The organism is Wolbachia endosymbiont (group B) of Lycaena phlaeas (genome assembly GCF_947251875.1).
Lineage (GTDB): Bacteria > Pseudomonadota > Alphaproteobacteria > Rickettsiales > Anaplasmataceae > Wolbachia.
Map to the genome: position 1 here is coordinate 1,061,889 of NZ_OX366392.1, position 25,075 is coordinate 1,086,963.

Annotated in this window: 16 protein-coding genes and 3 pseudogenes; 2 read left to right on the top strand and 17 right to left on the bottom strand. The window is 35.4% G+C overall.

All coding sequences use genetic code 11. The features are described 5' to 3' along the window. The first annotated feature begins 240 nt into the window (after positions 1 to 240). Positions 241 to 2,127: a hypothetical protein gene (locus tag OPR37_RS04885; RefSeq protein WP_265016841.1), complete on the top strand. Its 1,887-nt coding sequence runs from the start codon at positions 241 to 243 to the stop codon at positions 2,125 to 2,127. Between the two features lie 90 nt (positions 2,128 to 2,217). On the opposite strand, the gene rlmB is transcribed toward OPR37_RS04885, so the two are convergent. Continuing rightward, complete coding sequence (rlmB, locus tag OPR37_RS04890) at positions 2,218 to 2,985, bottom strand: 23S rRNA (guanosine(2251)-2'-O)-methyltransferase RlmB (protein WP_265016842.1); 768 nt, start codon at positions 2,983 to 2,985, stop codon at positions 2,218 to 2,220. 92 nt (positions 2,986 to 3,077) lie between these two features. On the opposite strand from rlmB, the gene OPR37_RS04895 reads away from it, so the two are divergent. Then, positions 3,078 to 3,569: a Smr/MutS family protein gene (locus tag OPR37_RS04895; RefSeq protein WP_007302491.1), complete on the top strand. Its 492-nt coding sequence runs from the start codon at positions 3,078 to 3,080 to the stop codon at positions 3,567 to 3,569. 11 nt (positions 3,570 to 3,580) lie between these two features. Here the strand turns inward: OPR37_RS04895 and uvrC are convergent, their stop codons facing one another. The 16 genes and pseudogenes from uvrC to acnA form a co-directional block, all read right to left on the bottom strand. Continuing rightward, entirely contained in the window at positions 3,581 to 5,398 is a 1,818-nt protein-coding gene (gene uvrC / locus OPR37_RS04900; RefSeq protein WP_012481994.1) for an excinuclease ABC subunit UvrC, read from the bottom strand. Next, entirely contained in the window at positions 5,382 to 7,490 is a 2,109-nt protein-coding gene (gene glyS, locus OPR37_RS04905) for a glycine--tRNA ligase subunit beta (RefSeq protein WP_007302493.1), read from the bottom strand. Before glyS ends, uvrC begins: the two co-directional genes overlap by 17 nt. Positions 7,491 to 7,493: 3 nt before the next feature. Continuing rightward, positions 7,494 to 8,333 carry a glycine--tRNA ligase subunit alpha gene (locus tag OPR37_RS04910; protein WP_127464006.1) on the bottom strand — a complete coding sequence of 280 codons (840 nt, stop codon included), beginning with the start codon at positions 8,331 to 8,333 and terminating at the stop codon, positions 7,494 to 7,496. A gap of 44 nt (positions 8,334 to 8,377) precedes the next feature. Further along, on the bottom strand, positions 8,378 to 9,136 hold the full coding sequence (locus tag OPR37_RS04915; protein ID WP_007302495.1) for a hypothetical protein: 759 nt from the start codon (positions 9,134 to 9,136) through the stop codon (positions 8,378 to 8,380). Positions 9,137 to 9,420: 284 nt separating this feature from the next. Next, a pseudogene (locus tag OPR37_RS06340) lies at positions 9,421 to 10,361 on the bottom strand (IS5 family transposase). A gap of 16 nt (positions 10,362 to 10,377) precedes the next feature. After that, positions 10,378 to 10,563, bottom strand: coding sequence for a hypothetical protein (locus tag OPR37_RS04935; protein ID WP_149168781.1), 186 nt, complete (start codon positions 10,561 to 10,563; stop codon positions 10,378 to 10,380). 29 nt (positions 10,564 to 10,592) lie between these two features. After that, positions 10,593 to 11,454 (bottom strand): annotated as a pseudogene (locus tag OPR37_RS04940) (IS982 family transposase). Between the two features lie 380 nt (positions 11,455 to 11,834). After that, a complete protein-coding gene (hemB, locus tag OPR37_RS04945) occupies positions 11,835 to 12,833 on the bottom strand; it encodes a porphobilinogen synthase (RefSeq protein WP_007302474.1) in 999 nt (332 codons plus the stop codon). Then, positions 12,826 to 13,851: an NADH-quinone oxidoreductase subunit NuoH gene (gene nuoH, locus OPR37_RS04950; RefSeq protein ID WP_064085997.1), complete on the bottom strand. Its 1,026-nt coding sequence runs from the start codon at positions 13,849 to 13,851 to the stop codon at positions 12,826 to 12,828. The genes hemB and nuoH overlap by 8 nt, the downstream gene beginning before the upstream one ends. After that, entirely contained in the window at positions 13,835 to 14,284 is a 450-nt protein-coding gene (locus OPR37_RS04955; protein ID WP_264684850.1) for a hypothetical protein, read from the bottom strand. Before OPR37_RS04955 ends, nuoH begins: the two co-directional genes overlap by 17 nt. After that, positions 14,268 to 16,316: an NADH-quinone oxidoreductase subunit NuoG gene (gene nuoG / locus OPR37_RS04960; RefSeq protein ID WP_353280422.1), complete on the bottom strand. Its 2,049-nt coding sequence runs from the start codon at positions 16,314 to 16,316 to the stop codon at positions 14,268 to 14,270. The genes OPR37_RS04955 and nuoG overlap by 17 nt, the downstream gene beginning before the upstream one ends. Before the next feature lie 5 nt (positions 16,317 to 16,321). Continuing rightward, a complete protein-coding gene (locus OPR37_RS04965; RefSeq protein WP_006279675.1) occupies positions 16,322 to 16,534 on the bottom strand; it encodes a hypothetical protein in 213 nt (70 codons plus the stop codon). 257 nt (positions 16,535 to 16,791) lie between these two features. Continuing rightward, the gene (locus OPR37_RS04970; protein ID WP_007302471.1) at positions 16,792 to 18,249 is read right to left on the bottom strand and encodes a leucyl aminopeptidase; all 1,458 of its coding nucleotides are present in this window, start codon (positions 18,247 to 18,249) and stop codon (positions 16,792 to 16,794) included. Between the two features lie 135 nt (positions 18,250 to 18,384). Beyond that, complete coding sequence (locus OPR37_RS04975; protein WP_319803447.1) at positions 18,385 to 19,026, bottom strand: protocatechuate 3,4-dioxygenase; 642 nt, start codon at positions 19,024 to 19,026, stop codon at positions 18,385 to 18,387. A gap of 166 nt (positions 19,027 to 19,192) precedes the next feature. Next, positions 19,193 to 22,328: pseudogene (gene putA / locus OPR37_RS04980) on the bottom strand (bifunctional proline dehydrogenase/L-glutamate gamma-semialdehyde dehydrogenase PutA). A 121-nt stretch (positions 22,329 to 22,449) separates the two neighbouring features. Continuing rightward, the gene (acnA, locus tag OPR37_RS04985; RefSeq protein WP_052264762.1) at positions 22,450 to 25,071 is read right to left on the bottom strand and encodes an aconitate hydratase AcnA; all 2,622 of its coding nucleotides are present in this window, start codon (positions 25,069 to 25,071) and stop codon (positions 22,450 to 22,452) included. Positions 25,072 to 25,075 lie beyond the last annotated feature (4 nt).

The window sequence follows — 25,075 nt, forward strand, 5'->3', positions numbered from 1 at the left end:
GTAAATTTGCTAGTATAAAAGTAATCAACGTTTCTTATGATGGAAAAATGGATTCCAGTGTCAAGCACTGGAATAACACCAAAGGGGCTACTAGGATGACATCGTCTGCTACATACTTAGATCACAAGAGAAGAATTCTGAAGCGAAAAGCTTCAAGGAAATCTTATGCAAAATCTAGTATTTACGGAATTTATATTATTTTCATGCACATTATGGTTTTTATAATTAACGGAAAGTGATATGGCTAGTTTAACTTTTAAAGACAACTCTGGAGGAAATGTACCATCCCCTAACATTAAAAGCATAATTTATGAAGATGCTGCACAGAATAAGTATACCTTTGGTGTAGACAATGCTACTAATGTTTTCAACACTTTTAAGTATGAACCTAATGGTGCTGCTGAAATAGATTACAGTGCTACAGCAACAAAGTTCATGACTGGAGGTGCAATTGCTACATTATTAGGTATTGGAACTAATGTAGATGCAATAAAAACTAAGACTGATTCTATTCCAGCTGACTTAAGCGCTGACTTAGTTACCATAAAAACTCAAGTCGGAACAGATCTGATATCAGGAATAAAGGCTAAGACTGATAAGATTACAGATACCTTAGGAGCTGATGTCACTGCTATAAAGGCTAAAACTGATACTATTCCAGCTGACTTAACAGCTAAAGTAACTGCTATAGAAACTGCTACAAATTCTGCTAATTTAGGAGATAAAGTTACTGCAATACAAACTAAGACTGATAAGATTACAGATACCTTAGGAGCTGATGTCACTGCTATAAAGGCTAAGACTGATAAGATGCCTGCTGATTTAGGAACTGAGTTAGGTAATTTAGCTAAATCTGCTGATGTTACTGCTATAAAGGCTAAAACTGATACTATTCCAGCTGACTTAACAGCTAAAGTAACTGCTATAGAAACTGCTACAAATTCTGCTAATTTAGGAGATAAGGTTACTGCAATACAAACTAAGACTGATAAGATTACAGATACCTTAGGAGCTGATGTCACTGCTATAAAGGCTAAGACTGATAAGATGCCTGCTGATTTAGGAACTGAGTTAGGTAATTTAGCTAAATCTGCTGAACTAGCTCCTTTAGCTAAATCTGCTGATGTTACTGCTATAAAGGCTAAAACTGATACTATTCCAGCTGACTTAACAGCTAAAGTAACTGCTATAGAAACTGCTACAAATTCTGCTAATTTAGGAGATAAAGTTACTGCAATACAAACTAAGACTGATAAGATTACAGATACCTTAGGAGCTGATGTCACTGCTATAAAGGCTAAGACTGATAAGATGCCTGCTGATTTAGGAACTGAGTTAGGTAATTTAGCTAAATCTGCTGAACTAGCTCCTTTAGCTAAATCTGCTGATGTTACTGCTATAAAGGCTAAAACTGATACTATTCCAGCTGACTTAACAGCTAAAGTAACTGCTATAGAAACTGCTACAAATTCTGCTAATTTAGGAGATAAGGTTACTGCAATACAAACTAAAACTGATAAGATTACAGATACCTTAGGAGCTGATGTCACTGCTATAAAGGCTAAAACTGATACTATTCCAGCTGACTTAACAGCTAAAGTAACTGCTATAGAAACTGCTACAAATGCTGCTAATTTAGGAGACAAGGTTACTGCAATACAAACTAAAACTGATAAGATTACAGATACCTTAGGAGCTGATGTCACTGCTATAAAGGCTAAAACTGATACTATTCCAGCTGACTTAACAGCTAAAGTAACTGCTATAGAAACTGCTACAAATTCTGCTAATTTAGGAGATAAGGTTACTGCAATACAAACTAAGACTGATAAGATTACAGATACCTTAGGAGCTGATGTCACTGCTATAAAGGCTAAGACTGATAAGATGCCTGCTGACTTAAACGCTGAGTTAATTAAGTTAACTACAATAGGAAATGCTATAAATGGTAATGGTAACGTCACTGAAGCTGCTAAAGCTGTACTAGAGAGCAGTTTCAAGAAAGCTATTAAAGAAGCTGGAGAAGATGGTAGCGAATGGCTTAAAAATGAGATAAAAGAGATAGTGTCACAGCCATCCTTCGAGATTCCAACAGATTCAAGTTCACCTCTTTCTTGGGATTGGTAATGTAAGTGCTAGTGAATGACATCGCAAGATGTCATTCACTGTTGTCATTCCAGTATCACATGCTGGAATGACATCCTTGTTTTATTGCAACTAATTTGCAGTGATTTTTGTTTCAATGTAAATGGAATATAGTCCTATTGCTGCTGCGTTTGAAACATTTAGACTATCAATTACGTTTGACATTGGAATTTTTAAAAGATAATCACAACTTTCTTTCACTAATCTCCGCATTCCTTTCTCTTCAGAACCAAAAATAATTACTCTTTTTTGCCCAAAATTCTTTATTTCATCTATATTTTCCTTTGCATTGCAATCAAACCCATAACACCAGTAGCCTATCTTTTTTAAAGACTCCATCGTTTTTACTATGTTTGTAACGTATATTAGAGGAACAATATCCAGTGCTCCACTTGCTGCTTTTGCGATAGATGCATTTTCGCTCGGTGAATGGTGATGTGGTAAAACCAGTGCATCAATGTTGAAACAAGCTGAGGTTCTTAAAATCGAACCTATATTGTGTGTATCAGTAATTTGATCTAAAATGACTATAGTAGAGCTGTCACCTGAACCTTCAGCTATTTCTTCGATATTTAAGCTGTGAAAAATAGGAGCAACTTTTAAAGCAATTCCTTGATGATTGACACCTTTGGGTAAAACATCATTGAACATTTTGTTCTCTACCAGTCGAGGTTTAATGCCCTTACTATCTGCACATTGTTTAATTTCTTTCTCAAATTCTCTGTAGAAATTTTCTGTTACTAACAGTTCTATACACCGCCTATTTTTGTTTCTTAATGCTGAAATACAAGTGTGCTTTCCATATATCCAACAGTTTTCATTAGCTTTTGATGATTTCATCTCATTATTGAAAATCAGTTTTTTATAGAATAAGCAATATTTTACTGTGTTTATATATTGTTGTAAAATTATGCAGTTCAATTAATGAATTTATGTCAGATGATGAGTTAGATTGGCAAAAAAATGTTAAGCCAATAGAATGTGGAAAAGTTACTTTAAAAGTTGATCACAAAGTAAATATAAAATCTATGATTGATAAAGGTGCCTCTAGTTTACAAGAAAATTTTCTTAATACTGATAATGGTGATTCATCATTTTGTCTTGACTACAATACAAAATTAAAGATCGATAGGGGCAAATATTTTATAAGCGATAAACTCGATTTGCATGGCTATAGTATAGATAATGCTTATTGTAAATTGATAGATTTTATTATCAAAAATTATCAAGCAAGGAATAGGTGCTTATTGGTAATTACGGGGCATGGTAATAGTACAGATAAAATAGACACTATAAAGAATAGCTTAAATAAGTGGTTGAATGACACAAAAGTTCGAAATATGATCTTATACTATCAGCAAGCCATAAAAAAACATGGTGGCAAAGGAGCTTTTTATGTCTTATTAAGAAGAAATAAAGGTTAATTTTAGAGTACCTATTTAGGAGTACCTTTCTTAGAATTCACGTGTTGAAGAATGATTTCTGCTAAACCTTTACTAATTCCAGGTACGTTTTGAATTTCAGCTAGAGAAGCTTTGCTTATATTTTCTACAGAACCAAAATGAGACATGAGTGCCTTCTTTCTTTTACTGCCAACACCGGATATTTCACTTAATTGTGAAGCAAAAAACTGTTTATCGCGTTTTTTTCTATGCGAAGTTATCGCAAAACGGTGAGCTTCATTACGCAGCAATTGTAAATAAAGCATGACCTTACTGTCACTTGCTAGAGTAAATTCTTCTCTGTCCGGCACATAAAATCTTTCATTTCCTGCATTACGATCATGACCCTTTGCCATACAAGCAAAAGGAACTTTTATATTCAATATTTCCAACACATTCTGCACTATGGAAACATGTCCTGGACCGCCATCAATCAGTAAAAAATCAGGGATTATATCTTTTATATTGCCAGAGAAACGTCTAGTCAGCACTTCTCTCATCATTTTATAGTCATCACCTGAAATTTCTTCTTTTATAGTAAATTTTTTGTATTCACTTTTTAAAAAACCTTCCTGCCCTGCAACAATCATCACACCAACTTGTTGATTTCCAGATATATGGCTATTATCATAAACCTCGATACGCTTTGGAATATTTGGTAACGAGAAAATCTTCCTAAGCTCTTCGAGCTTTTCTAGGTTATTTCTATAATCAGTAAGCTTCTGTTCTAGACTATGCTGAGAATTATTGTAAATAAAATTCAACAAATCACGTTCTTTACTATTTTTCGCATGCAAAACTTTTATTGATTTTTGAGTAAGAGCATAAAGTGCTTGTTCTATAATTTCCTTATCCTTAATAAAATCGGGAACGTAAATTTGCGCTGGTGGTGTGTTAACTGGATTATACAAATTGACCAAAAAGGTGGATAAAATTTCATCATTTGAATGATCACTACAATTCTCAATGAAGTAAGGAATGCTTCCATAGTTACCTTTATCTCTGAAAGATAGTACACCAATGCATGCTAAGTCTGCCTCACGTACAACGCTAAAGAAATCTGCATCTTCTTCAAAAGAAAAATCCATTGGCTGCATTTGAATTTGCTGAAGAAATTTCAATCGATCTCTATAGACAGCAGCAAGCTCGTAGTTCATCTCCCTACTGCACTTTTCCATTGTAGAAAATAGCTGTCTTTGCACTTCTTTATTCCTTCCTAGCAGAGTATCTTGTGCTTGTTTTACTGATTTGCAGTAATCATCTTTTGTAATTTTATCTACGCATGGTGCTGAACAGCGCTTAACTTGATACTCAAGACATGGTCTTTTTGTTGAAGAGAAATATTGATCTGAACATACTCTTAAGAGAAAAGCTTTTTGCAATGATAATATAGTGTTCTTAACAGCAGCAGCAGATGGAAAAGGGCCGTAGTAATGAAACTCATTCTTCTTAAACTTACCTCTATATTTCGCTATTCTTGGATAATCATGCTTAGAAATTGTTATATAAGGATAAGATTTTCCATCCCTAAGCAAAATATTATAAGATGGTTTTAACGATTTTATTAACTGTGCTTCAAGAAGCAATGCTTCGATTTCATTCTCAGTGATGAATATTTCAACCTTAATAACCTGTGAGATCATTACTCTGATTCGTTCAGAAAGGTTTTCGAATTGAAGGTAGTCAGATAATCTCGACTTCAAGTTTTTTGCTTTACCAATGTATAAAACCTTACTCTTATCTCCAATCATCTTATAAACGCCACAGGATTGTGGAGATGATTTGATTTGTTCCTTATATTGCCTGAGCATTTATCAATTGTTTAACCTGTATAAGGTTAAACTCTGCTACTAAATGAAAGGTAGAAACAACATTTGCAAGCAAAGATAACCTGTTTATTCTAAGCTCATTAGAATCACAGTTAATCTTTACACTGTCCATAAATTGATTGATAAATGGAGCAAAACGAGCAAGTTCATCAAGCGCTGTATTAAAGTCGTTATTTTCTATCGCTTGTTTGATGTTTTTACAAGCAGCTATAGCACAATTTGATAGCGCAATCTCCTCATCTTCAATCAAAAACTTCTTACTGTAAGATGCATTATAAGTAGTGCCATCACTTTTTCTCACTTTGCTCATCATGTTACTGGCTCTTTTATAAGTGCTTAGAACCTGTTCACCTTCTTTTGTACTAAGATAACGATCCAATATCACAGTTTGCTTTTCCGCTTTCAGCAGATCATTAATATCGACTTTATATAGTATTGAATCTACAACATCTTGCCTTATATTTCTATTTTTTAAAATAATCTTGAACCTTTCTAAGCAGAATTTAAATACTAGTTCTAAAATTTGTTTTTCACTTGGCTTATCAACTGGAGTTATATTTTTATTCAATAGAAGCCTTGAACATAAAGATACTGACTTATCTATCAGCAATCTAATTGGAATATGCAAATTATTTTCAAGTATTGTTCTAATTATACCAATTGTCATTCTACGCAAACCAAACTGATCATACGAACCAGAGATTTTCTCACCTGCTGCAATTAAGCCAACCAAACTATCCATTTTGTCTGCAATAGCTACAGCAATCGCAGTAGGAGATCTAGGGCATTCTTGGTCCGATCCAATTGGCTTATAGTGCTCAGTTATAGCTTCCACTACTTCTTTATCCTCTTGAAAATAAGAAGCGTAGTATCCACTCATTACTCCTTGCAATCCCGGAAATTCTTTCACTATCAACGTTGCAAGATCTGCCTTTGCTAAATATGCAGCACGTTCAACTTTAATTAATGAAGCATGTGGAATAAATATCGCTATATACTTTGAAAGAGCGATAATACGCTTCACTTTTTCTTCTACGCTACCGAGCGAAGCATGAAATGAAATAGAGCTCAATTTTTTGACATAGTAATCTAGGTTTTCCTTCTTGTCTTGAGATATCAAAAACTGGGCATCAGCAAGACGTGCTTCTAATATTCTTTCATGGCCTTTGACAACTTCATTGTTGTTAACATTTACAACAGTAACAAAATGTGATATTTTCTGTCCATCACTTAAAGCAAGATACTTTTGCTGCGTATTAATTATACTAAGTATTACTTTCTTCGGTAATTCTGATGATTTTACTTTACCAAATAATACTATTGGCCACTCTATAAGCCCTGCCAATTCATTAAGTAAATAATCATTTTTTTCAAGTTGTAAGTTCTCCTCTTTTGTAAACTTATTAATCTGATCTAGTATAAATTGCTTTCTTTTGTCCAACTGGAGAATGACATTATTTTTTTCTAACAATTCAAAATAGTCTTTGGGTGTTTTAACAGTAAGTACTGCATCACCTGAAAGAAACCTATGACCATACGTCACGTTGCATGCTGTAACCCCTGCAAAAGATATAGGTATTATTTCGTCATTTAAAATACATAGAATATTTTTAATTGGCCTAACCCATCTCTCTTTTCTTTCACTCCATCTCATACTCTTTGGCCAAGAAAAGTTTTTTAGCATTTCCTCCAGTTGATTTTTGAGAAACCCGTTGATGTTAAATAAGCAGCTTTCTCTCTTAATGAAGTAAAAATCTTCATCATTTACTTTGCGAATGAGTAAATCTTCTTCACCTTTCCGATTTTTTCTCAAAAAACCTTCGATAGCACTTTTCGGTGCATTAACTCTTGGTCCTTTAATTTCATTGTTAGAATCTTTTAGCTCTAAAGCACTTATGCCATCAATAAAAAGAGCAATGCGACGTGCAGTCACATAAACTTCTATAGATGCAAATTTCACATTATTTTTACTAAAAGCATTAGTGATATAGCTCTTAACCTGAGCTGCAGATGAATTCTGCATTCTTGATGGAATTTCTTCTGAAAGACATTCAAACAATAATTGTGACAACATATTCTACTTTGCTCTATATAATTCACAGCATTTTTTTGTTAACTCTCTCACTCTACCAATATAGGCTGTACGTTCATTCACACCAAGCACACCTCTTGCATCAAGTAGATTAAGTAGATGGCTCGTTTTAATACATTGGTCATAAGCTGCTATCGGCAATTCTTTTTCAACAAGGAATTTACACAGTTTTTCTGTATCCTCAAACTGCTGTTGTACTACTTTAGTATCATAATAATCAAGTGCCAGGTAAGAAAACTCTCGCTCTCTTTGTTTAAAAATATCTCCATAAGTTACACCATTATCGTTCCACATTATGTCGTAAACATTATCTACACCCTGTATGCACATTGCTAAACGCTCTAACCCATATGCTACTTCACCAGGAATTATTCTGCAGTCAATACCTCCCACTTGCTGTATATAAGTAAGTTGTGTTACTTCCATTCCGTTGCATGTAACCTCCCAACCAAGACCGGATGCGCCAACACTTGGGTTTTCCCAATCATCTTCAATAAACTTAATATCATATTCTTTTGTCGATACACCAAGAGCTTTTAAGCTATTTAAGTAAATATCTTGCAAATTGCTGCCAGATGGTTTTATTATAACTTGGTATTGATGATGCTGATATAAACGATTAGGGTTGTCGCCATAGCGTCCGTCTGCAGGTCTGATTACTGGTTGTAGATACGCAATTTTTGTTGATTTTTCGTCAATCGCTGACATGATTGTTGCGGGATGTAGTGTTCCAGCTCCAACTTCAGACGTATATGGATGAAGTATAGTACACCCTTCATCTGCCCAAAAATCTTGTAATCCCTTTATTATATCCTGTAGATTCACGCAAACTGTATATCTTTTAAACTGAATACATAAGCAAATAAGTACTATTCTATACTTATTTTTTTAATAGTGCCATGAAAATAGTCACTCAAGGCTATTGAACTTTCTTTTACATACTCAAATATGCTTTTGTTTAAAACAATCGCATCATGCATAGTCAGATCGCAGAATATAAATGCAGTCAAGTACAATAAAATCACTGCATAAAACACATGAAAAATCCCTTCAAATGTGATTGATATTGCATTGTTATAACTAAGCTGTATCGTACTTATCGGCCATGGTTTTATTACTTCTACAATATTAAAAAATAAATAAGGTATTATAAAGAAAAAGAACAAATGCATAAGATCATTAAACCAAAATGGACATTGAAGTATTGCCTTGCATATACTTAAATAGAATTTACTTACAATATAATAAATTGACATTATTGCCGGCATCGAAAACGCAACAGTCATCACCTGTCCTGATGCTATTTGTATTACTATATTCTCATCACTGCTGGCTGAAGGATCTTGAGTATGAAAAATAGATATGCCAACTAATTGCAGCACTAACATAACTATTGCTAGCTTGGTAAAAATAGCAGCTACAACTATGCCTGAATTCGGCATTTTATATAGTATAAAATCACCTCCGTATGTAAGCATTAATATAATGTCGGTAATAAATAATATTAGAAAAGAAGACCAATAATGCTGCCAACCCGGTAAATATCCTACTCCTAAAAAAGAGCTTACTATTTTGGCAGGAAAAACCTTGCCTAGCATCTTACCCAAAAATTGAAAAAAAATCCCCATGTCCTAACTAACACTTGACTTATATTTTTCACAATACTGAATTGTAATGGACTTATCAATACACTTCTTGCATAGAAAAAAGGCAAATAGTTAAAAACGATCTAAACCGTTGCCCCTTTATACTAGTAGCCTCCTTTTTTGTCATCCCAGTGCTCCGACACTGGGATCCAGCCTTTCTTACCAATAAAAACTTAGAATAAGATCTCCTTTGTGCTCAAAAAATTCCTGGATTCCAGTGGGCTTTGTTGCACAGCTCTTCGGATAGTGGGTAATGTATAATAAATTCATGAAGCTATATCAAACTTAGCCATGCCTATTTCAGTAAATTTGTTAAGCAAATAACACTTGAGTAGCAGTTCCTTCTCACGATTAATCTCAGATTTATTCCTAAAACTAAATCCAAATATTTGCTTCAGTCGCGAGAAAAAACTTTCTATATAAGATCTCTTCCAATAATTTATCTCTTTTTTCCACCTCTTCATACCATCTTCATCATATGACTTTATGAGCTTGATTGTAGAATTTCTCTCATTCATATAATCCAACTTTGGATGCTCTACTGCATTATTTTGCGGAGGAATCCTTGTCTTTATGTCAAGCTCATCGCACAGTTTGTATAACTTCTTTCGATCTATCTGCATATATCGTGCTTATGTTATACTTGGTATCCACTCTTTCAATAAGATCACAGGCTCCATAGTGGTCGGAATAAACTCCACTACTGTATTTTGCAGCTATAACTTTTTTACTACCTATCTCTAGCATTACATCTTGTTTGCTCATAGCGGCGATACTTTCTATCTGTACCATTTGCCTTACTATGGCCTGGAATATTATTGTAGATGCTGATACCTGTACTATCTATAGCAATTTCAATATCCTCCATATCGTTCTTATCAACTCTGCAGTCGTTGATTTTGATATTAAGCTTTTTAAACCTTCTTGAAGCCTGCGAATAGCTGATAATTTGCAAAATTTTCCCTATTTGCTCAAGATATTTCTCTATAAATCCCACTGTTTGCCTAAGACCAATCCTGAATAGATAGGTTATTATGTGAATTAGAATCACTACTTTGTCGCTGTAGACATTGTTGCCACCTGCTACTTTTGGACTATTTTCGTACCAATTTTCAATGGCATCGTTGATATAATGAAAAACATTTCCCCTTTCTTGAAGAAATTTGTTATATTCATTGCAGTTACTGACTTTCATTCTTATTGGCATATTTTTCCTTTGTCGGCTAAATATCTATTTTATAACAAATTCCATCAGTAACTGCCTGTTCTTTCCTTGAGTGGTGCAACAAAGCCATTCCAGTGTCAGCTACTTGAATGACATCTTTAATCTCCGTATAGCTATGCGTCACGCGCTGGCCTGAAGCTTTAACTATAAATATTAAAAAATTTACCAAGCTAGAAAAAGGCAAAAGAATCCCCTAGTAACCCCAACTATGGATTAGCCAGCAAAGAAAGGCATAGAAATAGAGGGCTTTTTCGACTGCATGGAATAGGAAATCAGAACAGAAAAAACATGAATTAGGAAATTTGTTGGCGATCTGTGTCTTGTGTGCTCAATCTCAAATTTGTTTTTCAAGGAGTCGAAAACAGTCTCAACAATCGATCTTTTCCTTAGTAAAATCTTCTCTTTAAGTGAAATGAGTACGTTTTTCATACCTTTTTTTACTTTAGTGACGAGTTTTAGGCCTCTATCAAAGAGTTTCTCAAAGAGCTCTTTCTTTATATAGCCCTTATCTCCAAACAAAAGTCCGGTCAGTCTTTTAGTGAGAGTTGGCACAGGTTTTCTGTCATCAACGTTACCTTTGGTTAGAGTAAGTGCTTGAATTTCTCCAATTTCATTAATTACCAAGTGCAATTTAAAGCCAAAAAACCAACCATATGTGCTCTTACTAATTTCTGCCAAACCATCAAAAACTTTGTTCTTGGAGATTCTTTTTTTGTGGCAAACAGCGATTGTAGAAGTGTCTATGTAGGCAATACCTGTCATTTTTGCTTGTTTGCAGAACCATTGCAAAAGTAATGCTAAATACCATAAAACCCGTGATTTAAGAGCGATAAATCGGTCATATGTTGGCAATTTAGAAAACTCAGATTTATAAAGTGGCAGATAAAGTAGGTAAAAAGCTTTGAAACTTTTGCAAGGGGATTGATGATATAATAGAATTATGGTGAGAATTTCCGAAGTCCGGTATTCTAGTTGGTTTTCTTCCTTTTGATAGGAGCATATTAGCAAAACTATCATCGACTGTGCGACAAAAATCCTCGACGCAACAGTAAAGTTCTGTAATATCTTTCTTCATGGGTAACCTCTTAATTATTGATAAAATACTTGAGCTTACCCTGTTTTCCTCTTCTTAGCTGCACTTTTATCTCTTTATTTAATCCATAGTTGGGGTTAGTAGTGAGTTTTGACCCTATAATAATGTAAATTGGCATTATAATAATGTGCTAACGCTTAAAATAAGCGTGTTTTGGCTGAATGTAGAAAAAATAAAAAAGACATGCAGCCGCTATAATTTTATGTAATCTGCCAATATATACCTGAGTTTTTTACTGAATTTTTGTTGTTAAATCTGCAGAGATTAAAAACAAGGATAAATACTCTTATTGATATGGTAAGGAAAGTGGGAAGGTTTGTCAAGTCACTTCGGCCAGCTACCTACTTAGATGTTCCACACTGCTAAGTAGATACCAAATTTTTTGCAACATCAAGTGCAGCATAGGTAAATATTGCACTTGCACCTGCACGTTTAAAACCAATTAAGGACTCATAAATCACTCTGTTATAATCCAACCAGCCATTATTTGCTGCAGCTTTTATCATTGCGTATTCACCGCTTACTTGGTAAGCAAAAATCGGAAAATTGAACTTGTCACTTGCTGTTTTTATTATATCTAAGTATGGCATACCCGGCTTTATCATAATAAAATCTGCACCTTCATTTATATCCATTTCAATTTCGCAGATTGCTTCGCGTGCATTTCGATAATCCATTTGATAACCACTTTTGTCGATGAAATTTGATGATGCGCACGAACCGACAACTTGCCTGAATGGCGCATAGAAGCTAGAACAGTACTTTACTGCATAGGACAATATTGACACATTCTGAAAGTTATTATCATCCAATGTTTTTCTTATTTTTCCTATCCTGCCATCCATCATATCAGAAGGAGCAACTATATCGCATCCTGCTTTTGCTAAAACAAGCGCTTGCTTACACAATATTGACACAGTTTCATCATTTTCCACATCCATCTTGCCGTCTTTTAAAATGCCATCATGACCGTGAGTAGTGTATGGATCTAGTGCAATGTCTGCAATAATGCCAATATCAAGTACCTTCGATTTTACAGCATGAATTGCTTTGCAGATTAAATTATCAGGATTATATGCTTCCTCAGCTTTTTCAGATTTTAGTTTACTATCAACTACAGGAAAAATTGCAACAGCATTAATCCCCGAGTCCTTAGCTTTCTGAACTATAGAAATTAATCCATCTATTGAATAACATTTGATATCAGGTAAGCCAGAAATTGGCTCAATTGTTTCTTCTCCGTCATGAACAAATAAGGGAAAAATCAAATCATTTACTGATAAAGTGATTTCACTTGTTAAATTGCGAATCCACTTGCCTGAGCGCCTGCGTCTTAATCTTATGTTTGGAAAGTTAAACATTGGACCCAGGCAAGTTCCCAGTAAAAAGCAACACTCCTGAAATGAGTATTACCCAAAGCACTGATATCGGTAGAAACACTTTCCAACCAAGACGCATTAGTTGGTCATATCTGTAACGGGGTATTGTTGCCCTGATCCAAATAAATATGAACAATAATAAAACTATCTTCAAAACGAACCAAATCAAACCTGGAATTTTATATAGTAAACTAAGCTCTAGTGGAGGATACCACCCTCCTAGAAAGAATATTGTCATCACAGCGCTTGCTAAAATCATATTTGCATACTCTCCTAGAAAAAAGAGAGCAAAAGGCATTGATGAATATTCGACGTTATACCCAGAGACAAGCTCTGCTTCAGCTTCTGGTAAGTCAAATGGGTGACGGTTAGTTTCTGCAAGCAAAGAAATAAAAAATATTATTCCTATAGGCATCATCAGCAAATCAATCCAAAATGGCATATTATGTTTCGCTACCACCATCTCTGCAAGATTCAACGTACCAGTTGTAATAACAACTGTAGCAACTATTAGACCTATTGAAACTTCATATGAAATCATTTGAGCAGCTGACCTTATAGCGCCAAGAAATGCATAATTAGAATTACTAGACCAGCCTGCAATAATAATGCCATATATTCCCAAAGAGGATATAGCTAGCACATAAAGCACTCCAACATTAATATTTGATATTACCTTAGGGATTATTACCTGCTGTCCATTTTCTGTAATTATTTCAGCTCCAAATGGTATAACTGCCCAGGAAATTAATGCTAAAATAAAGGTGAGCATTGGAGCCATAATAAACAGTATGGTGTTTGCTCTAAATGGTATTATCGGCTCTTTAATTATCAATTTGATAGCATCTGCAAATGGCTGTAGTAGCCCAAATGGCCCTACTACACTTGGACCATGCCTTAGTTGAATTGCACCAATAACTTTACGCTCAAAGTACACTAAATATGCTACTGAAAGCAAAAGTGGAATAAGAAGAAAAAGAATATCAAATATCAAGTACATGCAACCCTAAATCAAAAAAATAGTTCATAATTGTGGCAATAAAAAATACAGCAAATGCTCTAGACACAAAAGACAATGTCCCTATTGAAATCAATAGGACAACACTTTTCTGTACAGCATTTAGCTTAATAGAATAGTAAAATGATATGCATATGAATGACACTAGTGACATCATAATTAAGATCATTGTGAGAGGCAAATAATTCCCTCTTCCCTCGGTAACTATAATAAATGTTATTGCCATCCATACATATCCTTCCGTAAATAGTGCAATAATATCATTGATAAAATCAACTAGCTTATAAACGAACTGTTTTTCTAATGTATTTTGTTCTTTACAGAAAAATATAGAGTTTAATTTTCGTTGAAAATATACCAGAGTTATTAGTAATAATGGTGTTAGAATAAATAAAATATTAAGTAGAGTGTTCATAAAAATCCTTAGTACAATCTGCCATTATTTTTGAAGCACGACCTATTGAGTCTGTCATATAAAAATTACACTCCTTTAAAGTAAAAGGCGTATTACTTAAATTTATTTTACCATTGCTGATTGGTACCCATGTATTTTTTACCACTTGATCAACACTTCTAAACTGTGGACCGATAGTATCTAATTTTTTTCTCACATCAAATAAACTATCATATAACAAGGAAAGGCTCAAATATTGGGATAAATTTTTAATAATCAACCAATCTTCCTTTGCTTCACCAGGAGGAAAAACAGCTAAATTTGTTCTCTGTACTCGCCCTTCAGTATTTACATAAGTTGCATATTTTTCTGTGTATGCAGCTCCAGGTAGAATGACATCTGCTATATGCGCTCCCCTATCACCATGGTGGCCTTGATAAATTACAAATGTATTTTCTAATTTTGATGTATCAATTTCATCTGCACCAAGAAGATAAACAACTTCCACCTCGCCACTTTCTGCCTGTTTTAGCATCTGATTAATGTCTTTTCCACCTTTGCTAGGAACAAATCCAATATCGAGTCCACCAACTCTTGCTGCAGCCTTATGCAGTACGTTAAAGCCATTCCAGTTATCTCTGATCATGTTAAATTTTTCTGCAATTTTGCCAGTTAGCGCTAAAATTGATTCAGAATCATCTCTTACTAATGCATCTTGACCGATGATGAGCATAGGATTTGAGGCAACACTCAGCAGCTTGCAAAATTTATGATTTCCTTTTGCTATTTCGTCTAAGATATTTGGGTTATTGCCTAACCTCTCAACATGGTATAAATACTCAACGTTAGGGCCAATGCTTGCAATAGGAAAATTGCCTTGTAAATATCTCTTTCTCAATCTTGCATTAATGATTGGTGCTTCTATCCTTGGATTCGTATTGATTAGCAAGCATAAATCTGCACTTTCTATACCCTGAATAGTGGTATTGAACACATAAGATCCACGATTACTTGGTATCAGTTTTGCTCCATCCTGTCTGCAGTCTATATTTGCTGAACCAAGCTTATGCATCACTTCCTTCAGCAGAAGCATAGATTCACAATCTGCTAAATCACCTGCAATTGCAGCTATTTTGTTTGGTTTCGTACTTTTTATTTTTTTTGCAGCAAAAGTCAATACTTCATTCCAGTCAACTGAGACTAATTTGCCCTCTTTTTTTATATAAGGTCGATCGAGGCGTTGTACTTTGAGTCCATCGTAAGCAAAACGAGTTTTGTCTGATATCCATTCTTCGTTCACTTCTTCATTGAGTCTTGGCAATATTCGCATAACTTCAGGACCACGACAATCAACTCTAATATTACTTCCTACAGCATCTAGCACATCTATAGTTTCACAATGTGATAGCTCCCATGGACGTGCTGTAAAAGAATAGGGCTTTGAAGTTAAAGCTCCCACCGGGCAAAGATCTATAATATTCCCAGATAATTCAGAGCTAATATGCCTTTTTATGTAAGTACTAATCTCTATATTTTCTCCCCTTCCGATTCCTCCAAGTTCATTTGTACCTGCAACATCAGACAAAAATCTAATACACCGAGTGCAATGAATACACCTGTTCATTGCAGTTTCAATCAGCGGACCAAAATGTTTTTTTGGCACAGCCCTCTTATATTCATCAAGTCTGCTGATTCCTTTACCATAAGCCATCGTGATATCTTGCAAATCGCATTCACCACCTTGATCACAAATTGGGCAATCAAGCGGGTGGTTTATTAGCAAAAACTCAAGCACACCTTCACGCGCCTTTTTTACCTTGGGAGTATCCGTGTGAATAACCATACCCTCTGCAACTGGCATTGCACAAGAAGCTACTGGTTTTGGAGGGCCACCCTCAACTTCAACCAAACACATTCTGCAGTTACCAGCAATTGCTAAACGCTCATGATAACAAAACCGTGGAACTTCAACGCCCACAACTTCACAAGCTTGAATTATAGTGAGCCCATGCTCTACTTCACATTCCTTAGAATTAATAGTAACTTTAACCACAACTACTATACAGCTTCCCACTTTATAGGATTGCCGCTTACCTCATCTTCAACTAGATTGCCGTTATCGTATTGAGCAGACATATAGTTCATACGTGAATCACGGTCTATATATCTAACCGGCTTTACCGGTTTATCCTTATACATTTTTTGTTCTGCTTTCTTACGCTGAGTAGGGTTATTTTTACTAGCTGTTTTCGCTTTTCCGCCTGCTGCCATATAAACTCCTAAAAACTTCCTATTTTATTCTAACACTTAAGTATATACCGTCAATACCCAATAGCTTTAAAGTTTTAATAGTCCATCATTACAATCATCATTTGAACAAAATACTTTCTCTTGATGCTGCTCAAGTGTGTAACTTTAGAATCCCCAAAAAAGAAAATGTAAGTTACTTTGATGATATCATTTTCTACGTCTTATAAATAGACATTCATGTAGCCGTAAATTAAGCTATAAACTCAATACAAAGATCCTTAATTATTAATCTCATAGTACTTCTCAACCAACTTATTTAGCAACCTTACACCGAAACCTACTGCCCCTCTTGGAGAAATATCAGTGCCTTTTTCGTGCCAAGCAGTGCCTGCAATGTCTAAATGTGCCCAACAAGTGTCGTTTACAAAACGCTGTAGAAACTGTGCAGCCATTATACTATCTCCACCAGAACCTGCAGGAGCTATATTTTGCACATCAGCAATCGGCGAATCAATAATTTTGTTATAAGTTTCATTCATAGGAAAACGCCATAATTTCTCATTTACTTCATTTCCTACATCAATCAGATGATTCGCTAATTCATCGTTATTTGAAAAAAGACCAGCATATTCATTATTTCCCAGTGCAACCACTATAGCACCAGTTAAAGTTGCAAGGTCGATCATAAATTTCGGTGCAAATCTATCTTGTGTATACCATAAAGCATCTGCAAGTATGAGCCTTCCTTCTGCATCAGTGTTCAACACTTCTATCGTCTGTCCAGACATCGAAGTTACTACATCACTTGGTCTTTGAGCATTACCGTCCACTGCATTTTCTGCAAGTGCAACTACACCAACTGCATTTACCTTTGCTTTTCGTCCAGCTAGAGTACGCATCACCCCAACCACAGTAGCAGAACCCGCCATGTCATATTTCATTGACTCCATGCCACGCGAAGGCTTGAGTGACACTCCACCAGTATCAAACGTTATGCCTTTACCCACAAAAGCTACAGGCTTTTGTTCCTTGAAAGCTCCATTCCATTTGATCACTACTAATTTTGGCTCTTTACTACTTCCCTGTGCTACCCCAAGCAATGCTCCCATTTTTTTCTCTTCCATCTGCTTCTTACCAAGCACTTCGATTTCAAGGCCAAGCTTAGTAAGCTCGGTTTTTATATAATCAGCATAGGATTCTGGATATAAAACATTAGGTGGTTCAATGGTAAGAGTACGTGCAAGAAATATGCCTTCACCTTCTTGTCTTAAACGCTCAAATGATTTTTCAGCACTACTGAATTGCTCATCTTTCGTTAGCACTGTGATCTCCTCTACTTCTGTAACTTTTTCATCCTTTTTGGTTTTATACTTATCAAATTTAAAACTGCGCAAAAATGCACCGTATGCAACATTTGCTGCATTGCCTTCGATTGAGATTGCCGCTCGCTTGATTCTTAATCTGCTTAGCTCACAATATATTTTACCACCAATATTTAATCCTTTGCTTTCATCCCATTCATCTCTCATTCCAAGACCAGCAACTATAATATTTTTTCCCTCTGATGAAGTAACGGAGAAAAATTCACCAAAACCTCCATTAAAATCACTAAATTTCTTGATGTTATCTATAGCTTGCTTATCTTGTAGAACATTAGTTATGAGCTTATCACCCTCAAAAAAACCTACCACTAGCGTCTCAAAATCGGGTAAAGCTTTAGAAATTGTTATCTTCATCGTTGACATCTCCGTTGCAAATAATTGTAAGCTGCACATAAAGCATAGTAAAAACATTAGTAAGATATTTTTCATATACATTTTAAGTACAATAGCGCTTAAGACTACTATGAACTCCGCTGATATGCAAGGGCTTTATCTTTTATCAGAAAATTTGTTATGCCCACCTAGGGTTATATTAAATGTGTAGGTCTTCATGGCCTGATTGTTATAAGTAAATGGTGCTATCAGAAGGCTTGCAAGTCCACTCTCAATAAGATTACCAAGAAGAAGATCATCACAGTTATCGCAATTATGATTAGCAAAAAACATTTGTGTTGTGAATTCTGGAAAATCTGGATGTTGGACCAAAAAGTTGATGTGTGGAGCCCTATCACCAATTTTACCTGGTACTATTGTAATAAAATTATAATAGCCAAGGTTATTTACTACAAATCTTCCTGATCCAGCAAAATTTGGATCAAGCTCCACATTTTCATCATAATAGCTCATGCCAAGTGAGTCTGCGTGCCATATAGAAACCACAGCATTTTGTATCGGTAAGCAATTTACATCAGTAACTCTACCCACTACATTTATTAATTCTCCTGATGCATTATTTGGAGAGCCAGGTTTTCTTCTTAAATTATTTGAAGAGTTAAAGCTTTTTGGCCTTGTTTCAAGATCATAAATCCCTGGAGTTTCAATACAATTAAGCAAAATAGGATCAGCCGCAAATAATGACAAATCGAATATAAATTGTACTAAAAACGCTAATAAGATATTTTTTACATTCATTTTGTTTATAGTGCTTTTATCAGAATTATAGCAACCTTTTTCTTTTATTAAAGACAAGACTTTCTTTGAAACCTCCTTAGAATCACAACTATCCTTTCAGTGTATGAGTTTTAGGTTTTAGTACTGCATACACAACTGCACGGACTTCCAATTTAGAAATTGCAAATCAATCCAAACACGCAAGTGTAATGTTACCGCCACATGCTGTAGTGTTGACACTTACAACCTTTTCTATAGAAAAACGTTGCAGATAATTAGGACCACCAGCTTTTGGTCCGGTACCTGACAGTCCTCTACCGCCAAATGGTTGCATTCCAACTGCTGCACCTATTTGATTGCGATTGATGTATACATTTCCAACTGATATTTTCTTGCTTATTAAATCGATCTTACTTTGTACACGGCTTTGCAAAGAAAACGTAAGTCCATATCCTGTATTGTTTATATCACTTATAACTTCATTTAACTGCGACTTATTAAAACGTATGATATGTAAAATAGGCCCAAACACTTCTTGCTTTAATTGCGAAATTTTTTGTATCTCATAAATGTACGGAGGAAAGAAATAACCATTATAAGAATTTGTATCCATGGGTACCTTGGACAAAAGGTTTGAATCTTCATCCCTTGATATTTTTTCCGTATGTTTAGTGAGCATATCAATAGATGCTTTGTCAATTATTGGACCAATATCTGTGCTCAGTTGTATTGGGTCACCTATCTTTAGTTCTTGAGCTGCATTGCATATCATTTTTATCTGTTTTTCTGCTATATCTTCTTGAATAAATAGCACTCTGAGAGCAGAACAACGTTGACCGCCACTGCGAAATGCAGAAATTAAAACATCCTTAGTTACCTGCTCTAAAAGAGGAGAACTATCAACAATCATAGCATTTAATCCACCAGTTTCAGCGATAAGTGGCACAATAGGACCATCTCTGCTGGCAAGCATTCTATTAATTATTTGAGCAGTCTGTGTTGAGCCGGTAAAAGCTACACCGGAAATTCTATTATCTGGCACTAATATTTTACCTAAATATCGACCATCTCCTGGAACAAGATGTAATACATTTTTTGGTATTCCAGCTTCGTGTAGTATCTTAACGGCTTCATAGGCAATAATCGGCGTTTGCTCTGCCGGCTTTGCCAGCACTGCATTACCTGCTACAAGTGCAGCTGAAACCTGCCCAATGAAGATAGCAAGTGGAAAATTCCACGGTGATATGCATAAGAAAACTCCTCTGCCCTCAAAAAAGATGAAGTTATCTTCACCTGTTGGACCTGGCAATTTTTTCCAGTCATTCAGTTCGTTTTTTGCTATCATTGCATAATAGCGCAAAAAGTCGATTGCCTCTCTTACTTCTGCTATTGCATCGGATAAAATTTTTCCTGCTTCCAAGATCAGAATGTAAACCAACTCTTTCATCCTTTCTTCAAGCAAATCTGCAGCTTTTTCAAGGCATTTAGCGCGCTCTTCTGCTGAAATATTCTGCCACTTAGTAAAAGCACTATGTGCTATTTCAAGAGCATTTAAAGCCTGAGCGCTTGTTGTACTTGACACTTCTCCAATTACATTTTCCAAATGTGCAGGATTCACTACTTCGATAAATTCAGCACTATCAAGTAGTGCCTTTCCATCAATTATTGGCCCAACTTGCCATTTCTTTTCACTAAATTTTTTTATATCATTTGCAAATTGCGAAACTGTAATTGAATCACTAATATCCATCCCCAAGGAGTTTTTTCTTTCCTCTCCAAAAATATCTTGTGGCAATGGAATGTTTTGATGAGGTTCATATTCTAAACTTTTAGCTTTTTCTAATGGATCCGAGACTAATTCTTCAATTTTAACGTTAGGATCATTTATTTGATTGACGAACGAACTATTAGCTCCATTTTCAAGAAGACGCTTAACAAGATATGGTAATAAATCACTACGTTTACCAACTGGTGCATATATACGACAGCTGATGCTTGTTGCAAGTTCTGACATTGCATAATCATATAAATCCTCACCCATTCCGTGTAAACGCTGAAACTCAAATCCAGGATGATCTTTGTCAGCAAGCTCTATTATAGTAGCAAAAGTATAGGCATTATGAGTTCCAAAGCATGGGTAAAAGTGATTTACTTTGCTTAAAAGCTTCTGTGCACACGCAAGGTAGCATACATCAGTATAGCTTTTTCTTGTAAATATCGAATAACCACTTAACCCTAGCTCTTGTGCACACTTGATTTCTGAGTCCCAATATGCACCTTTCACAAGCCTTACCATAATTTTATGCTTTGATCGGATAGCAACATCCTCAACAAAATCAAGCACAGATAAAGCACGTTTTTGATATGCTTGTACAGCCAAGCCCTCCCCACTGAGAAAGTGACTCATCAAGACGCAGTTGCTCGAATAAAACTAATGACATCTCAAGTCTTTCTGATTCTTCTGCATCTATGCATAGTGAAATGTTGTATTTTTTTGCTTCACGACAGAGCTCTAAAACCCTAGTAAATATCTCATCAGCAATTCGGTCAAATTGACCAAATTCATAACGTGGGTGCAAAGCAGAAAGTTTTATTGAAATTCCATGGGATTTAAAACAATCATTCACTTCAGTAGTTGCACCTATAGCTTTTATTGAGTGCATGTATGAATCAAAACACTCTTCTGCATCTTCAGCTGTGTGAGCAGCTTCGCCAAGCATATCAAAAGAGTATAAAAACTTACTATTGTCATCTAGTTTTGCATATCTTAAAGCTTCTTCTATGGTTTCTCCAACAACAAAATGATTACCAAGCATAGACATTGCTTGTTTTACTGCTTTGCGAATGATCGGTTCTCCTAAATTCTTAAGTAACTTAGAAATTGCGTAATAGAACTTCGAATCGCCTTCATTATCTCTCAATATACTGCTACCTATCATCAAGCTCCATGTGGAAGCATTAACAAACAATGAAGAGGAACGCCCCAAGTGTTTATTCCATTCTTGGTTGGTAATTTTATCTTTGATCAATTCGTCTATTGTGTAATCATCTGGTATTCTAAGTAGCGATTCAGCAAGGCACATCAATGCTATTCCTTCATCATTGGAAAGCGAATATTGCTGCATAAAGGAATCTACAATACTTAATTTATTGTGTTTGATTTTTTCAATAACTTGTTTTGCAATATTGTAAATTCTGTTTTTCGAATCAACCGAAAGTTCTACTTTTTCTACAAGATAACGTACACAGCTTTTTTCATCAGTACGATAAAATCCTTGTAAACGTTTTCTGAGTTCATTAGGTTCTTGTATAGAGCTAATCATAATTATCTATAAAACACCTTTACTATATGTAAGGTAAAATTATATCATAACTTCGCATAGAACAAATCATTATTTAAAAGGACCAGGGCTGGAGCTAAAAGAAGTCTAGTACTTACTTTTACTAAGTCGAAAGAAGTATGTAGCTTAACACCCCACCACTCATTAAGTATTTAATCTCAGTTGCGGTTTGTACACAGCATTTGAGTTGTATTGATTGCTTTGAATTATCCTGTCTTTTAATGATACATTCTAGATTTCCATTTGATACTATTTCACCTTTTATGCTTATTATCTCACTACCATCAAATATCTTTCTGGTTATTCCATTTTGGAATATAAGTGGAAGAACACCCATGCCGACCAAGTTGGACCTATGTATGCGTTCAAAACTTTCTGCAATCACAGCTTTAATTCCCAGTAATGCAGTACCCTTTGCTGCCCAATCCCTACTTGAACCTGTACCATATTCTTTTCCTGCAATGACAACTAATGGAACAGCTTCTCTTTTATATTGCATTGCTGCATCAAAAATTGACATAGTTTCTTGAGAAGGAATATGTTTTGTATAGCCACCCTCAGCGCTCACCATTTTATTTCTTATTCTGATATTAGCAAAGGTTCCACGCATCATTACGTTGTGGTTACCGCGGCGAGATCCATATGAATTGAAATCTTGCGGTTCAACTCCAAGACCTTTTAAATATATGCCTGCAGGACTATTTGAGGCAATATTTCCAGCAGGGGAAATGTGGTCGGTAGTGACGCTATCGCCAAACATCGCTAGTATTTGCGCATTCTTTATATCAACTATGTTGCTTCCATTGTTCTTAGTCGATAAATTATCAAAATAGGGAGGGTTTTGTATATAAGTGCTTTTCGTGTCCCAATCATAGATTTCACCTTTCTCACACTTTATCTTTTGCCAATGCTCATCACCAGAAAAAACATCCTTATACTTTTGTATGAACATTTCACGCGTCACAACACTTTTAACACAGCTCTCAACTTCATTATTTGTTGGCCATATATCTTTGAGATAGACATCATTTCCATTCTTATCTTTGCATATTGAATCTTTTGTCAAATCAATTTGCACAGTGCCTGCAAGTGCATATGCAACAATAAGTGGCGGAGATGCCAAGTAATTAGCTTTGACTAACGGATGAATTCTTCCTTCAAAGTTACGATTGCCAGACAAAACTGCAGCAACAGTTAAGTTTTTGTTTTTTATATCATCCTCTATATCCTTATTAAGTGGACCAGAATTTCCAATGCAAGTTGTGCAGCCATATCCAACTAGATTAAAACCCAAAGCATTTAGATCTACCTGCAATCCAGACTTTTCTAAATATTCTGTCACAACTTGTGACCCTGGAGCAAGAGAAGTTTTAACCCAAGGCTTTGATTTTAATCCAAGTTTAATTGCATTACGAGCTACAAGACCTGCAGCAATCATCACACTTGGATTTGAGGTGTTAGTGCAGCTTGTTATTGCTGCAATCACTACGCTGCCACTCTGGAGCTGATCGCCATAGATAGGTTCCAACGGAGGTCTGTTTGTCTCATTAATAGGAAAAGATGTAGAAAAAGATTCCGCTACTTCTGAAAGGAAAATCTTATCCTGTGGTCTTTTAGGACCAGCCATCACTGGCTTTACGCTTGATAAATCAAGCTTCAGTGTGTCAAAGAACGCCAATTCTTCATTACTACGCCACAGCCCTTGTTCTTTTGCATAGACTTCAGCTAATTTAACCAACTCTTTTGGCCTTCCGGTTAAGTTTAAATAATCTAGTGTCTTCTGATCAATTGGAAAGAATCCACAAGTTGCACCATACTCTGGAGCCATATTAGCTATGGTTGCTCTATCTGCCAAAGATAAACAATCTAAGCCATCACCATAAAATTCCACAAATCTGCCAACAACGCCTTTTGTTCTCAGGATATTAGTAATCGTTAGCACTAGATCAGTTGCTGTTACTCCCTCTGAAAGTCTTCCTATTAATTTAAATCCTACTACTTCTGGAATTACCATACTAATTGGTTGACCAAGCATCACAGACTCAGCTTCTATTCCACCAACACCCCAACCAAGAACCGATAAACCATTTACCATAGTAGTGTGACTATCTGTACCGACTAAGGTATCTGGATATAGAACTCCGCTATCGTTACATACAACTTGCGCTAAATATTCAAGATTCACTTGGTGGCAAATTCCAGTACCTGGTGGCACTACTCTAAAATTTGTGAAGGATGACTCTCCCCATTTTAAGAATTGATACCTCTCCAAATTTCTTTTTACTTCCAGTGCAACGTTTTTACCAAATGCAGAAGTGCTTCCGTAACTATCTACTTGAACAGAGTGATCGATCACAAGATCAACAGGTACAGATGGATTTATTTTGCTGGGGTTACCTCCGTTTTTCTTCACATAATTACGCATTGAAGCTAAGTCAACGACAGCAGGAACTCCTGTGAAATCCTGCATCAAAACCCTTGCTGGCTTGTAGCTAATTTCGTGATTAATGTGTTTCTTGACGCAATTTGCTAATATCTTTATGTCATCTAATTTAACGCTTACTCCATCTTCGTTGCGCAATAAATTTTCAAGCAATACCTTGAGTGAACAAGGCAATTTTGTTAAATTTACTCCTAAAAATTTACCAGCGTTACTTAGGTTAAAGTAGTTATATAACCTTCCATCAATATTTAAAGTCGTCTTTGCATTTAAAGAATTGTTCATCCTG